Raw genomic sequence first — 14262 nt, forward strand, 5'->3', positions numbered from 1 at the left:
TCCTCCTTGTGTGCGCCATGGCGGGATCAGGACAGCAGGGCGAGGAGCCCGAGCCCCGGCGCGAGGGCCCCGGGCTGTCCGAGGGCGCGGAAGTCGGCCTCGACCGCCGCCAGGTCGAGGACACCGGCGCGTACGGCGTGGTACCGCACGAGTGACCACAGGAAGACGTCGAGGGTGTCGTACTGCGTCTGCGCCTCGATGATTTCCTCCTCGTGGAACCACAGTGCGACCCGGCCGTCGGTGAGCACCACGTGGTAATTGCCCCCGCCGTCGGCGCCGATGGACCAGACGTCGTCGTCGCACAGCTCCGTCTCGTGGTCGGAGTCGAGGATCCGGCAGTCGTTGGCCGCGAAGTCGAAGCCGTACGACCACTCGGCGATGTCCAGGACCCCCGGCAGGGCGCCCGACCTGACCCGCCGGTCGAAACCGGCCAACGCGGTGGCCGCGTCGCGCGGGAGCCTGGCGAGGAACGGCTCGACGGGCCGGATCGACGCGGGGACGTCGACGCGCGGCCCACCGGGGAACCAGCGCTCCAGGTCGGCGTCCAGTCCCTGGTCCACGTATCCGGTCAGTTGACCGACGGTGAGAGGCATGGCGCGAGGCTAACGGAGGGGTCCGACAGACCGGCACCAGCGATCACGCGGCCCGGGCGACGGCCCGGCGACGGCCGAGGGCGACCGACGACGGCACCGGCCGGTTGAGCCGGGCCTGCCGGGTGAGGCCGACGTCCGCTCGTCAGCGGGCCTCGTCCGGTGAGGTGGCCGGGAGGCTCAGGGCGGCCCTGCTCGCGCCTGCGGGTGTGCCGCGCCGGCTCGGCGGGCGCTGGAAGTGGTCGAGGAGCGGGCCGGTGATGACGGTGGTCACGACGGCCATCATCACCATCGCGGTGAACATCTGGCCGTCCAGGGCCCCGATGCCGAGGCCGACGTTGAGGATGATGAGTTCCGTCAGACCGCGCGCGTTCATCAGCGTGCCGAGGACGGCCGCCTCGCGTCCGGTCGCCCCCGTGAGCCGTGCCGCGCCCGCGGCGCCGACGAACTTCCCCGCGCACGCCACCACGAGTACGGCCAGCAGGATCACCACGCCCTTTCCGCCGAGTCCGCCGAGGTCGACCGCGAGGCCCGTGACGACGAAGAAGACCGGCAGCAGGAGCAGGCTGGTCTGCTCGATGCGCTCCGGGATCTCGGGGGCGCTCGCGTCGACCTCGGCCCGGGGCACGACGGCCCCGAAGGCGAAGGCCCCGAACACCGCGTGCAGCCCGATGACCTCGGTCGCCCAGGCGCTCAGGAGCAGCCCCACGACGAGCACGGCGTGGGTGACCAGGGCGCCGGACCACGGCCGAGCCGGGGCCAGCGCCCAGGTCAGGGCGGGCCGGACGAGCCAGACCAGGCCGGTGAGCAGCGCGGCCGAGGCGAGCGCCATCCGGGCGAGCGGCCAGGGGTCGGAGCTGTCCGCGAGCGCGACGACCAGCGCGAGGATGATCCAGGCGAGGACGTCCTGGACGGCCGCGCACGCGACGGCGACGGCCCCCATGGGCTCCTTCTGGAGCCCGCGTTCGCTGATGATGCGGGCGAGTACCGGGAACGCGGTGATGGACATCGCGGCCCCGAGGAACAGCGCCGGCACCAGCAGGCCGTCCGTCTTCATGTCCGAGCGGTCGAACCAGGGGGCCAGGGCCACGGCGAGCCCGGCCCCCAGGGCGAACGGCAGGGCGACGGAGCTGAGCGACACGGCCGTGATGCGGCGGCCGTGTCGCCGCAGGTGCGAGGTGTGGAACTGATAGCCGACGCCGAACATGAAGAGGACGAGGCCGAGTTGGGACAGGGCCTGGAGGACGGGCCTGATGTCCGCGGGGAACAGCGTCTCGACCGGGTCGCCCGGCAGCAGGCCCAGCACGCTGGGCCCCAGGGCGATGCCGGCGACGATCTCACCGACGACCGCGGGCTGCCGGGCGCCCTTGGCGAGCCTGGCGAAGAGGAAGGCGGCGGCGAGCACGAGGGCCAGCGCGCTCAGCAGGCTCGCCGTGGTCGCGGAGGAGGACCCGGCCGCGACGACATGTGTACTCACTGTCCGGCTCTCCGTTCGCGGTCCGGCGGGACGCTACTGCCCGTGGTGCAGCCTGCGCAGGTACTCGTACGTCGACGGCAGCGTGGCGACGAGTTCGGCCTGCCGGCGTTTGATGTCGGCGAAGACGGCGCCGGATGCCTCCACGGCCTCCCGCCGCAGGGACAGGGACGGCAGCGGGTGGTCCGGGAGCATGCCGAGCCCCGTGAAGATGCAGTAGTAGCTGGAGTTGTTCCAGAAGTTGCGGAACTCCGCCTCGAAGTTGCCGTAGTAGTTGTTCTCGTCGACGACCGGCGTCTCCACGGACAGGCCCGCCTTGTACATGTTCACCTTCTCGACGAAGTCGTCGGAGAATTCGAGTTCCTTGCAGGCCCGCCAGAAAGGAGTGTCATTGCGGGGGGCGAAGCCGAAGTGCCCTTGGATGAAGTCCCGGGTGTCGTCGAACATCTTCTCCACTTCGGTGTTGAACCGCTTCACCATGATCGGCTCGAAGTTCTTGTCCGGGAAGTGCTTCACCAGCTGGTAGAGGGAGGCGTAGATGAAGTAGATGCCGGTGGACTCCAGTGGTTCGACGAAGCAGGAGGAGAGGCCGATGCCGACGCAGTTGCGTACCCAGGCCCGCCGGTTGCGGCCCACCCGGAATTTGATCTGGTTGAGCGGCTGCGTCTCCGGGTCGAGGTTCCACATCCGGCAGAATTCCTCCGTCGCCGAATCCTTGGACTGGAATCGGCTGGAGTAGACGTAGCCGGTGCCGAACCTGCCGAGCATGGGAATCTTCCAGGTCCAGCCCGAGGACATCGCGATGGCGGAGGTGTAGGGCTCGATGCCGTCCTTCTCGTCGTCGTTCGGGACCGCGGTGGCGACCGCGCTGTCGTTGAGCAGGTAGTCGCTCATGTCCAGGAACGGCTCACGCATCACCTGGTTCATCAGCAGGCTGCGGAAACCGGAACAGTCCACGAAGAGGTCGGCCTCAAGGCGGTTGCCGGTCTCGGTGTCGATGGCCGTGACGAATCCTCGGTGGTCCATCTCGGCGTGCGTGTAGCGGTCCTTGACGTGCGCCACGCCGAGCTTTCCTGTGGCGAAGCGGCGCAGGTAGTCGGCGACCAGGTTCGCGTCGAAGTGCCAGGCGTAGCTCGTCCACCTGGTGCCGTCGAGGTGGCGCGGCGCGAGGTTCTGGTCGAGCACCGGGGGCTGTAGGTAGCAGGCGCGGTCGAAGGTCTCCTCGGTCGCGCCGGACGCGCGGCGGTGCGTCCAGTAGTGCGAGAGCGGCAGGTTCTCGTGGTCGGGGAGCAGCCCGAAGAGGTGGTCGAAGTGGTCCGCGCGGCCGCCGGCCCCGGGCCGCGCCGCGCGCTCGCCCACGCCGGGCGTGCGCCAGTTGATGAACCTGATCCCCGCTTTGAAACTGGCGTTGCACTCGCGCATCCACTCCTCTTCGGCGAGGCCGAGGAAGTCGAAGAAGACTTTGTGCAGGTTCGGGATGGTCGCCTCGCCCACGCCGATTCTCGGGATCGCGGGCGCTTCCAGGAGCGTGATGTTCACCTGGGGGCCGAGAGCCTTGCCGAGATAGCACGCCGACATCCAGCCCGCGGTACCGCCGCCCAGAATTACGATGCTCCGTATGCGGTTGTCGTCCATGGGGCACTCCTTGTCTTGGTCGCGGTGTGAGAGAACTCGCTGGAATCCGAAGGTTTCGGAGCCGGGCGGCCAGTGATACGTTCGCTGTGCTTCAGTGCCTGGGGCACTGCGCCACGGTGATCCGTTCGGGCCACCGCTTGGCCCTTCGCGATGCTCCGTTCCCGTCAGTCGGAATCCTCCCGCGTCACGTCCGTTGATGATTCCTTCATGGGTGTGGCATGCGACCGTTGGCTCGATGCCGGCAGAAAGAGGGCAGGAATGACAGAGTCGATCGAACACAGGGACAGGGCGGCAACAAGGGGTGAGGGATTCCGCGCGATGATGCGTGGTTTCCCGACGGGAGTGGCCGTGGTCACCGCGCTCGATCTCGACGACCGTCCGTGGGGGATGACCTGTTCGTCGTTATGCAGTGTCACGCTCGATCCGCCGACCCTGCTGGTGTGCCTGCGCGGGAAGAGCCCGACGCTGGCGGCCATGGTGGACCGGGGGGAATTCGCGGTGAATCTGCTGCACGCCGAGGCGCAGACGACGGCCGAGCTGTTCGCTTCGGGCGCCCAGGACCGGTTCGACCGCGTGCCCTGGCACCTGGACGGCGACTGCGCCGGTCCGCATCTGCGGCAGGACGCGCACGCGGTCGCCGACTGCTGGACCCGTACGCCGCAGCCCGTCGGTGATCACGTCATCGTGTTCGGCGAGGTCTACGGGGTGAGCAACGGCTCGCGCTGCCGGCCGCTGTTGTACGGGCTGCGCCGCTACAGCGTCTGGCCGCACTCCTGAGGCGGGTCCTGGACTCGCGTACCGCATCGCTCACCTCTCCCCCGCCCCGGTGGCGCTTTCGGCGGGCGTGGGCGCGGCTTCGACGACGTGGTAGTCGGGCAGCCCTTCGGCGGCCGGTACGGCGGTGGCCGCGACGAGGGAGAACCCCGCCGCTTCCAGGAGTGCCTGGTACTCCTCCGCCGTGCGTTCGCGGCCCCCCGTGTAGATGAGGTTGTTGAGGTCGGTGAGGCCGTAGCTCGCGGAGTCGGCGGAGGTGAGCAGCGGCGGCATCACGGTCTCGAACAGGAGCAGTCGGGCGGCGGGGGCCATGGCGGCCCGGCACCGGGCGAGCAGGGCGACCGCCGCGTCGTCGCCGACGTCCCGGACCAGGTGGTTGAGCAGATAGGCGTCGGCGTCCGTACGGACGTGGGCCGTGACGTCGCCCTCGACGACGTCGCAGCGCTTGCCGACCCCCGCCGCGTCGAGGGTGGCCCTGACGCCGTCGAGCGCGTCGGGCAGGTCGTACAGGACGCCGTGCGCCTCGGGGGCGGAGGTCAGGACCGCGGCCATGAGGGCGCCGTCGTCGCCGCCGAAGTCGACGACCGTACGGAAGCGGGAGAAGTCGTACACCTCGGCGAGGCCGGGCGTGAACTCCTGGGAGGCGCGCGCCTTGGCCTCGCGGTACAGCGCCGCCATGCGCGGGTCGCGCAGCGCTGACTCGTGGGCCGTGAGCCGGGTGTCGGCGTGCCGCCAGGGCTCGCCGGTGCGGACGGCGTGGGTGAGCGCGCCCCACGCCTGCCACAGCTCCGGCGTGACGGACAGCAGGACGTCGTCGCGGAGCGAGTCCGGCGTCCCGGTGCGCAACTGGCCGCCGAGCGGGGTGAGGGCGAACCGGTCGGCGTCGAGCTGTTCCACGAGGCCGAGGCCGACCAGGGCGCGCAGCAGCCGGCGCAGGGCGGCCGGGTCGGTCCCGGTGCGCTCGGCAAGGTCGGTGTAGCCGCGCGGGGTGTCCGCGAGGGCGTCGGCGAGGCCCAGTTCCGCCATCGCGTGGACGATCTGCGAGGACACATAGCCCGACACCAGGGCGGGAAGGGGGGACTGCATCGTGGTGGCTCCCTCGTCAGACGGTGTGGAGGGGAAGCTTGTTGACCCCGATCATGTCGGGCGTGTCGAAGAAGCTGGGCGGCGTGTCCGGGTCGGTGCGCAGCACGGGGAAGCGGTCGAGGAGCGCGTTCAGGGCGATGCGTCCTTCGAGGCGGGCAAGGCCGGCGCCGATGCAGAAGTGGATGCCCCCGCCGAACCCGAAGTGCGGGTTGGGGTCCCTGGTGGGGTCGAAGCGGTCGGGGTCCTGGAACTCCAGGGGGTCGCGGTTGCCCGCGCCCAGCCACAGGAACATCAACTGGTCCTTGGGGACACGCACGCCGCAGACCTCGGCCTCGGTCTCGGTGGCGCGGGTGAGCACGGTCGCGGGCGGCAGCAGCCGCAGCGCGTCCTCGATGGCGCCGGGGACCAAGGACCGGTCCGCGCGGACGCGCCGGCCCTGTTCGGGGTAGGCGTCCAGGCACAGCACGGTGTTGCCGAGCACCATCGAGGTGGTGATGTGCCCGGTGATCAGCATGATGTTGGCGATGTTGACCGCTTCGTTGTCGGTGAGGCGTTCGCCGTCGATCTCGGCGGTGGCGAGCACGCTCATCAGGTCCTCGCGGGGCCGGCGGCGGCGCTCGGCGATGTGCCCGCCCAGGTATGCGAGGAGCGGTTGCAGCTGCCGCGTGCCCTCGCGGATGTCCTCGGGCCCCTGCTCGGTGTCCAGGGAGGTGAAACCGCTGAAGCTCTCGATGACGTTGTCCGCCCAGCCCTTGAACAGGGCGCGGTCGCTCGCCGGGACCCCGAGGAGTTCGGCGACGACGATGACCGGCAGCGGATAGGCCAGGTCGGCGACGAGGTCGATGTCGGGTTTGCCCGTGACGGCGTCGAGCAGCTCGTCGGTGATCGCGGCGATCCGCGGCTCCATCGCGGCGATGCGGCTGGGTGCGAACGCGGGGGTGAGCAGTTTGCGGTACTTGCGGTGGTCCGGCGGGTCCATCTGGGAGAGGTCGCCCTCCATGAGGGAGGCGTCCACACTGACGGGCAGCAGGCGGGCCGTGCCGGAGGAGAAGGTCCGGTAGTCGCTGAGCATCTCCCGGCACGCGGCGTGCCCGTAGACGTTCCACAGGTTCTGGGTCTCGTCGAACTGGATGGCCGGGTCGGCTCGTTCGCCGCGCAGCCAGCGGTGCTCGGGGTGGATGTTCCACCGGTCGACGACCGTGGTCATGGTGGGCTCTCCCTGCGCTGGATGGGTCAGTTGACCAGGACGGGCAGGCTGTCCATGCCTCCGGCGTCGGCGATCTGGATGAACGAGGGGGGACGGTCCGGGTCGGTGCGCAGGGCCGGGCACCGGTCCAGCAGTACGTTCACCGCGGTCTTGGCGACCATGCGTCCCAGGCGCCTGCCCACGCAGAAGTGGACGCCGCGGCCGAAGCCCAGATGGGGGTTGGGGGTGCGCGCCGGGTCGAAGGTGTGCGGGTCGGTGAAGACGCGCTCGTCGCGGTTGGCTGCGCCGGTCCACACCATGACCACCTGGTCCTTGGGGATGCGGGTCCCGGCCACCACGGCGTCGGTGTTGGTGGCCTTGCCGACCGCCGAGATGGGCGAGATGTACCGCAGTGACTCCTCGATGGTGGTGGGCACGAGGGAGCGGTCCGCACGGACCCGGGCCGCCTGCTCGGGGAAGGCGTCCAGGATCAGCATGGTGTTGCTGAGGAGCATCGACGTGCTGTGGTGGCCGTTGATCACCAGGCGGTTGGCGATGTTGAACACCTCGATCTCGCGCAGCTTCTCGCCCTCGACCTGCGCGTGCACGAGGTGGCTGAGCAGGTCCTCGCTCGGCTCGCGCCGCCGCACCTCGGCGAGGCCGGTCCAGTACTCGCGCATCTCGCGGAGCAGGTCGAAGGCGCGCTGGAGCGCATGCACGTCCTCCTGCGCGGACTCGGGCGACTCGAAGTCCCCGGAGTCGTCGACCATCTTCTGGGACCAGTGGTGGATCCGGGCGCGGTCCTCGCGCGGCACTCCGAGGAGTTCGCAGATCACGGTCAGCGGCAGCGGTGTCGCCAGGTCGGCCACCAGGTCGAAGCCGTCCTTGCCCGCCTGGTCGTCCAGCATCTCGTGGACGAGGGCCTCGACGCGGGCCTCCAGGTCGGCCACCAGCTTCGGCGTGAAGGCGAACTCGACCAGGCCGCGCACCGTGCGGTGCTCGGGCGGGTCCATCTGCGAGAAGTCGCCCGCGCAGATGTCCTCGGGCAGCTCGCCCACGTCTAGACGTCCGCAGTTGTTCGAGAATACCGAGGGCTGGGTGAGGATTTCGACGGCCTCCGGATAGCCGTACACGTTCCACATTTTCAGGGTCTCGTCGTAATCCACGATCTTTCCCGGGCGTCGGCCATGCAGCCATAAATGCTTCGGGTGGACGTCCCATTCGTCAACGTGCATTTATTGAACACGTCCTTCCGGGGAGTCTCTGAAAATGCAGGCCAGCCCATCGTTCAAGATGGACTTGCGGCTGTCAAGGAATCGCTTCAACTCTCGTCGGCGCAGCGCTCCTCGACCAGCTTGATGAATCGGCTCGCGGTCGAGTTGACGTAGAAGTCGCGGGGGGCGACCCGGGGAAGTCCCCTTTCCCGCATGGCGGTGATGACGCGCAGGATCAACAGCGAGTTGCCGCCGAGTTCGAAGAAGTTGTCGTCGGCGGTCGCGTCGGTGTCCAGGCAGTGGCTCCAGATGGCGAGGACCCGCCCCGCCACGTCGTCGTCCCGTACCGCGCGGGAGTGCTGTGCGGCGCGGGTGGCGGGCGCCGGGAGCCGGGCCAGGTCCGGCTTGCCGTTGGTGGTGAGCGGGATCGAGGGGACCGCGGTGAGGGTCGTCGGGGTCATGTAGTCCGGCAGGACCCGGCGGGCGTCGGCGAGGATCTGCCGGGGGTCGCAGGGCTCGACGAGCACTACGTAGCCGTCGATGCGGCTGCTCGCGCGGTCGGCCGCGGCGGCCTGGGTCACCGTGACGACGGCCGCGCCCACCCGGGGGTCGGCCGTCAGGACGGACCGGATCTCGCCCAGTTCGATGCGGTGACCGCGGATCTTGACCTGGTCGTCGAGGCGGCCCAGGTGGTCGAGCCGGCCGTCGGGGCGCAGTCGGCCCTTGTCGCCGCTGCGATAGAGCCGCTCACCCGAGACGTCGTCCACGGCGAAGCGCCGCCGCGTCAGCTCGGGATTGCCCAGATAGCCGTGGGCGACGCCGGCGCCGCCGACGTGGATCTCCCCCGCCGCTCCCGGGGGGAGCACCCGGCCGCGGGGATCGCGTACGGAAACGGACCAGCCCGGCAGGGGGCGGCCGACCGAACGGGATTCTCCCGCCACATCGGCCGGAGTGACGGAATGCGCGGTGACGTGGACGGTGGTCTCCGTGATTCCGAACATGTTCACCACGTGGCAACGCGCGGGGGAATAGCGGGCGAACCAGGGGGCGAGCAGCTTCACGTCGAGCGGCTCGCCGCCGAATATCAGAAGCCGTACGAGAAGGTCGTCCCGCGCCCCGCGGTCCGCCTGGGCCAGTGCGGAGAACGCCGAAGGAGTCTGGTTGAGCACGGTGACGCGTTGCGCAAGGAGGAGCGCGCGGAATCCGTCGGCGTCCCGTGCTGTCCAATAGGGCACGACGACGAGCCGTCCGCCGGTCAGCAGACAGCCCCAGATCTCCCAGACCGAGAAGTCGAACGCGGCGGAATGGAAAAGCGTCCAGACGTCGTCGGGGCCGAATGAGAATTCCGGGGCGGTGGCGGAGAGGAGGGAGAGGACATTGTGGTGGGGGACGACGACTCCTTTGGGGCGGCCCGTCGATCCGGAGGTGTAGATGACGTACGCGGGGTCGTCGGCGGAGCGGGGCGGTGGCGCCCCGTGACCGCGATCCGTGGCCGGAGGCGTGACCGTCGCCGCAGCCGTGGCCAGGTCGTCGAGCCCGACCGTGCGCACCCCGGCGCTCGCCGGGAACGAGGCGTGGTCGGTGATGACCACGGGGACCTGGGCGTTCTCGGCGATGTACCGCAGCCGCTCCGGCGGGTAGCCGCGGTCCATGGGCACGTAGGCGTGTCCCGCCTTGAGGACGCCGAGCAGGGCGATCACGAGGGACGCGTCACGGTCCAGGCAGACGCCGACCTTGCCGGCCGGGGGCAGGTCCAGGGCGCGCAGGCCCGCGGCGACGGCGTCGGCGCGCTCGTCGAGTCGGCGGTAGGTCAGCTCCGTGCCGTCGGCCGTGACGGCCACCGCGTCCGGCCGTGCCCGTGCCACTTCCTCGAAGCGCTGCTCGATCCGCACGTCACCGGCCCCGGGGCGCGGGTGGCCCGCACCGCCGAGTCGCAGGACGTGGGCCGTCTCGTCCGCGTCCAGGAGGGGAAGCGCCGACAGCGGCACGGCTCCCGGGCCTTCGGACTCCCCAGCTCCTTCGGCGAGGCGCCCGGCCAACCGCTCGACGCAGGCGGAGAACGTGGCCGCGACGGAGGGACAGAGCGACCCTTCGTCGAACCAGCAGGACGCCTCCACCGAGCCGTCGGCCCGCTCCATGACCTGGAAGGTGCAGGGGAAGGGAGGTGTCTGGAACGGCAGATGGATCCGGTCGTCCCGCCTTAGGGAGAACACGATGCCCACGCCAGGCTGTTCAGTCCATGCCGTCGCGTCGGGGGCGGCGCCGAGCGCGGCGTCGACCTGGGCGAGGTGGTCGGCCAGGCTCCGGTCCTCGTCGATCCCGTCCAGGGTGACGGCCGTGACGGGGCCGGGGGCGAGGACCGCGTCGAGCCGGCCCACCTCGGCCGTCGTGGCGCCGGAGTAGCGGGCCAGGGCGAGCGCCACGGCGCCGACGATCAGCCGTCTGCCGCCTCCTCCTGCGGGCACGGGCAGGGCCAGCGGGCGTACCTGAGCGGTACCGGCGCGTCCGGGGTCGGGCAGCCCCCAGGGGAGGCCGGCGCACCGCGCCCGCGGCGGCGGGGGCTCCTCCCTGTCGGCAAGTTCCAGGGGCGGGCCGGGTGGCGAGCCGGTGACCAGGAGGTCGGCGAGCTGGTCGAGGACGGCGTGGGGGACGCGGGAGCGCCGGGCCACGAGCACGAGGTCGGCGCTGTCGTCGGCGTACCGCAGCAGGACCGCGCGCAGGGGCGGTGAGGCCTCGCGCACGGGGCGGAGCGCCTCGCGGCGCGTCCGCTCGCGGGCGCACGGTGCCTCGGGCGGCGCCGGAACGGCCGTCTCCCACAGCCGCGAGCCGTGCAGCGCGGGCCGCAGCCGCAGGGCGGTGTCCCACCGCTGATGGACCTCCTCCGGCCGGACCGCGCAGGGCAGCCGTACGATCAACGCGTGGCAGGCGCGGCCCTGTTCGGGCCGGGCGTGCCGGAAGGGCGGCAGGTCGTGGAGTGCGGCCGGGGGCCTCGCTCCCCCGGCCGCGCGCGGCGGTGTCCCGGTCGTCGTCGCCATGCCCGGCCCCCTGCCGTGTCGGAGTGGTCTCGGCCGCTCACCTGCTGGTGAAACCCGCGTCGACGGTGAGCACGGTGCCCGTCACCCGCGGGGATTCGTCCCCGGTCAGCCACAGCGCGGCGGCGGCGACGTCGGCGGGCTCGACGAGGGCGTTCATCGGCTGGTCCCTCAGGAAGAGCTGCTCGTGCTCGTCGTCCGGCAGCCGCAGCGCGTGCCCGATCTCCCGGAGCATCCGCCCCTCGACCAGCGGATCGTCGCGTACGGAGCCGGGGCACAGCGCGTTGACCCGGACCCGGTGGGGCGCGTAGTCGAGGGCCGCCGCCTTGGTCAGGCCGACGAGGCCGTGCTTGGCGGTGACGTATCCGCCGAAGTCGCGGTAGCCGACGAGGCCCGCGGTCGAGGAGACGTTGACGATGCTGCCGCTTCCCCGCTCCACCATGGCCGGGGCGACGGCCTTGATCATGCGCCAGGCGCCGGAGAGGTTGACGTCGAGCATGAGCGCCCAGTCGGACTCGGCGATCTCGTGGACCGGGACGCCGGCCGGTGCCGCGATGCCCGCGTTGTTGACCAGCCCGTCGAGCGAGCCGAACCGGTCGAGGGCCTCGGCGACGGCCGCCTGGACGGCCGCCGGATCACGCACGTCGACCGCCGCGGTGAGGACCGCGCCGCCTTCCCGCTCGCACAGGGTCGCGGTGTGGCCGAGCTGCTCGGGGCCGCCGAGGGGGTAGCAGACGCCCGGCAGGTCCGCGGCGATGTCGAGGAGCGCGAGGTCGGCGCCCTCGCGGGCGAACCGGACGGCACACGCGCGGCCGATGCCGCGGGCGGCTCCCGTGATCACGACGACTTTGCCTTCGAGTGACCTGCCCATGCCCGCGCCCGGTTCAGTCGCGGCCGAGGGCCCGCAGCAGGGCGTCGGGCCCGTCGGTCAGGTACATGTGCCCGCCGGGGAATTCGCGGTAGCTGAACGGTCCCCTGGTGACCTCGCGCCACTGCCGCGCGTGCTCCCTGGTGACGAGCGCGTCCTCGGCGCCGCGCAGCGCCGTCACCGGCACGTCGAGCGGTTCGTTCGACGAGGGCTTGTAGTTCTCGTGCATGGCCACGTCGGCGCGGAGCGGGGGCAGCAGCAGGTCGCGCAGGTCCGGGTCGTCGAACGCCGCGTGCCGGTATCCGGCGAAGTCCTGGACGCGGGCGAGGAACTGGTCGTCGTCCAGGCCCGTGGCCCGGTCGTCGCGTCCGGTCCAGGGCCCGGGAGAGCCGCTGACGTAGAGGTGGGCGAGGCCGGCCCGGCCGAGTCTGCCGAGTTCACGGGCGATCTCGTACGAGAGTACGGCGCCGAGGCTGTGCCCGAAGAGGCCGAACCGGGGTACGTCGGCGACGAGTTCGGCCACCTGCGGGGCGAGCGCGGCGGCGGCCTCGACGACGTCGGTGAACGGCTCCTCGCAGAACAGCTCCTCGCGGCCCGGCAGTTGCACGGGCAGCACCGTGACACCGTGGTCCTGTCTCTTGCTCCAGGCGCGGTAGAAGCCCGCGCCGCTCCCGGCGAAGGGGAGGCAGACCAGCGGGAAGGGCACAGTCATGGTTTCCTCGCTAAGGCGTTCCCGTGGACGGTGGTGGCGCCGCGGCCCCTCGTGCCGAGACGGTTTCGCGGTCCTGCGTGCCGAGTCGGCCCATCAACGCCGCGACATCACGATGGGCGGTGGACGCTTCGCACGCGAAGGAGGCCCGGACGCGCTCGCGCACGTGCGGGGGTTGCTCCTGGCTGAGCTTGAACATGCCGTCCGCGAGGGAGATGGCGATCCGGAAGGCTCCTACGCCGGGCAGAATCCGGCGAAAGTATTCGACGGATTCCGTCATGGACCAGTCGGCCCCGAATTCACGCTCGTATGCCCGGACCGTCTCCTGCACCGTCGCCAGCGTCTCTTCGGCGGAATCAACCTTACGCAGTACGCCCGTGATATGGACAGCCGTGAAGTTCCAGGTGGGTGCCGCGGGCCGGGTCTCGTACACCGTCGGCGACACATAGGCGTGCGGTCCGCTGAATGTCACGGCCACGGGTGTGGCCGGTCCCAGGGCGAGCCAATGGGGATTCCCGCTGTTCATGTGTCCCCACAAGGTGGCGCCGGACAGCGTGGTCACCGGATCGGTCGCCCGGGGGTCAATGATGATCGGCACATGAGTCACCCACGGGGCCTCTCCGTTTGCTCCATTGCTCACCAATTGGGCGAGCGGGTTCCCCCGTACAAGATCTATTTTCCAGGACTCCTCGGGCTCGCGGTAGACACGAGGAACGAACACGGGACGCTCCTTCCGCTCTCGCTGCCGAGTCGGTCTCCCACAGCCCGGTCGATCGGGCTTCAGGTGAGGTGAGACCGGGCGATGTCCTGGTGCCGGGACATCGGGGACCGCTCCGCCGAATGGCCCCGAATCGGGTGCGGAGATCGCGGTCATTGCCTGCCGGTCTCCCGGGGCACCCGGATCTTTTCCGCGGGGCATGAGCGTGGTTACCGTACAGACGAATGCCTGCCATTACCAGGATCATTTCGCGGACGGCTGCGGGCGACGCCGGTCAGGGGAGCCAGCCGGTCTCGGTCGCGATGCGGACGGCGTCCACCCTGTTGCGCGCATTGAGTTTCGCCACCACTGCCGTCAGGTAATTGCGAATCGTGCCGACCGACAACTGAAGGGCGGTGGCGATCTCTATGGGTTCGGCCCCTTGCGCGACATAGCGCAGGACTTCGGCCTCCCGCTCGGACAGCGGATTCTCCCCGACATCCCACATGAGCGTGGCCAGTTGGGGATCGACGAGGCGATGGCCGGACGCCACCTCGCGCACGGCCTCCGCGAGCCGTTCGGACGGGGCCGTCTTGAGCAGCAGGCCGGCCACGTGGGCCGTGCGCGCCCGCAGCAGCACGCCCGGGCGCGCGAGGCCGGAGAGAATCACCGTCCGGCAGGTCGGCAGGGCCTCGTGCATCGTCTCCGCCAGGGTCAGGCCGTCGAGCCGGGCGATGTCGAGGTCGATGATCGCGACATCGGGGTGGCATTCCAGGGCGGCGGGCACGACGAGTTCGCCGCGGCCGATGCTGGCCACCACTTGAAGGTCACGTTCCGTCTCCAGTAAATTCACCAGCGCCCCACGGACCATGTGTTGCTCGTCGGCGACCAGTACTTTCAGCATCCGCATGGTTCACCTCTTGCCTCAACAGGACATACCGGGAACGGCCACCGCAGTCAGGGAATCCTGCCGGAGCGGGATGGGCCGTGGGTGTCT

General features: G+C 70.6%; 12 protein-coding genes. 1 reads left to right on the forward strand and 11 read right to left on the reverse strand.

Going from position 1 to position 14262, the window contains the following annotated elements; translation table 11 throughout:
- Positions 1–26 precede the first annotated feature (26 nt).
- From AC07GB_RS06490 to AC07GB_RS06500, 3 genes are all read right to left on the reverse strand, one after another.
- Complete coding sequence (locus AC07GB_RS06490; protein ID WP_478842195.1) at positions 27–593, reverse strand: hypothetical protein; 567 nt, start codon at positions 591–593, stop codon at positions 27–29.
- Positions 594–735: 142 nt separating this feature from the next.
- Positions 736–2067: a cation:proton antiporter gene (locus AC07GB_RS06495; protein ID WP_478842197.1), complete on the reverse strand. Its 1332-nt coding sequence runs from the start codon at positions 2065–2067 to the stop codon at positions 736–738.
- 33 nt (positions 2068–2100) lie between these two features.
- A complete protein-coding gene (locus AC07GB_RS06500) occupies positions 2101–3699 on the reverse strand; it encodes a tryptophan halogenase family protein (protein WP_478842199.1) in 1599 nt (532 codons plus the stop codon).
- Positions 3700–4017: 318 nt separating this feature from the next.
- On the opposite strand from AC07GB_RS06500, the gene AC07GB_RS06505 reads away from it, so the two are divergent.
- Positions 4018–4476, forward strand: a complete 459-nt coding sequence (locus AC07GB_RS06505; RefSeq protein ID WP_478842201.1) for a flavin reductase family protein — start codon at positions 4018–4020, stop codon at positions 4474–4476.
- A 30-nt stretch (positions 4477–4506) separates the two neighbouring features.
- Here the strand turns inward: AC07GB_RS06505 and AC07GB_RS06510 are convergent, their stop codons facing one another.
- The 8 genes from AC07GB_RS06510 to AC07GB_RS06545 all read right to left on the reverse strand — a co-directional run bounded on the left by AC07GB_RS06510 (position 4507) and on the right by AC07GB_RS06545 (position 14169).
- Positions 4507–5559, reverse strand: coding sequence for a methyltransferase (locus tag AC07GB_RS06510; RefSeq protein ID WP_478842203.1), 1053 nt, complete (start codon positions 5557–5559; stop codon positions 4507–4509).
- A 16-nt stretch (positions 5560–5575) separates the two neighbouring features.
- Complete coding sequence (locus AC07GB_RS06515) at positions 5576–6766, reverse strand: cytochrome P450 (protein ID WP_478842205.1); 1191 nt, start codon at positions 6764–6766, stop codon at positions 5576–5578.
- 26 nt (positions 6767–6792) lie between these two features.
- Positions 6793–7980, reverse strand: coding sequence for a cytochrome P450 (locus AC07GB_RS06520; RefSeq protein ID WP_478842207.1), 1188 nt, complete (start codon positions 7978–7980; stop codon positions 6793–6795).
- An 86-nt stretch (positions 7981–8066) separates the two neighbouring features.
- On the reverse strand, positions 8067–10994 hold the full coding sequence (locus AC07GB_RS06525; protein WP_478842209.1) for an amino acid adenylation domain-containing protein: 2928 nt from the start codon (positions 10992–10994) through the stop codon (positions 8067–8069).
- Between the two features lie 37 nt (positions 10995–11031).
- On the reverse strand, positions 11032–11862 hold the full coding sequence (locus tag AC07GB_RS06530) for an SDR family oxidoreductase (RefSeq protein ID WP_478842211.1): 831 nt from the start codon (positions 11860–11862) through the stop codon (positions 11032–11034).
- Between the two features lie 13 nt (positions 11863–11875).
- On the reverse strand, positions 11876–12571 hold the full coding sequence (locus tag AC07GB_RS06535) for a thioesterase II family protein (protein WP_478842213.1): 696 nt from the start codon (positions 12569–12571) through the stop codon (positions 11876–11878).
- A gap of 10 nt (positions 12572–12581) precedes the next feature.
- Positions 12582–13289, reverse strand: a complete 708-nt coding sequence (locus AC07GB_RS06540; RefSeq protein WP_478842214.1) for an FMN-binding negative transcriptional regulator — start codon at positions 13287–13289, stop codon at positions 12582–12584.
- 271 nt (positions 13290–13560) lie between these two features.
- On the reverse strand, positions 13561–14169 hold the full coding sequence (locus AC07GB_RS06545; protein WP_478842216.1) for a response regulator transcription factor: 609 nt from the start codon (positions 14167–14169) through the stop codon (positions 13561–13563).
- Between the last annotated feature and the right edge of the window lie 93 nt (positions 14170–14262).

This window comes from Streptomyces sp. NPDC045778 (assembly GCF_056431945.1).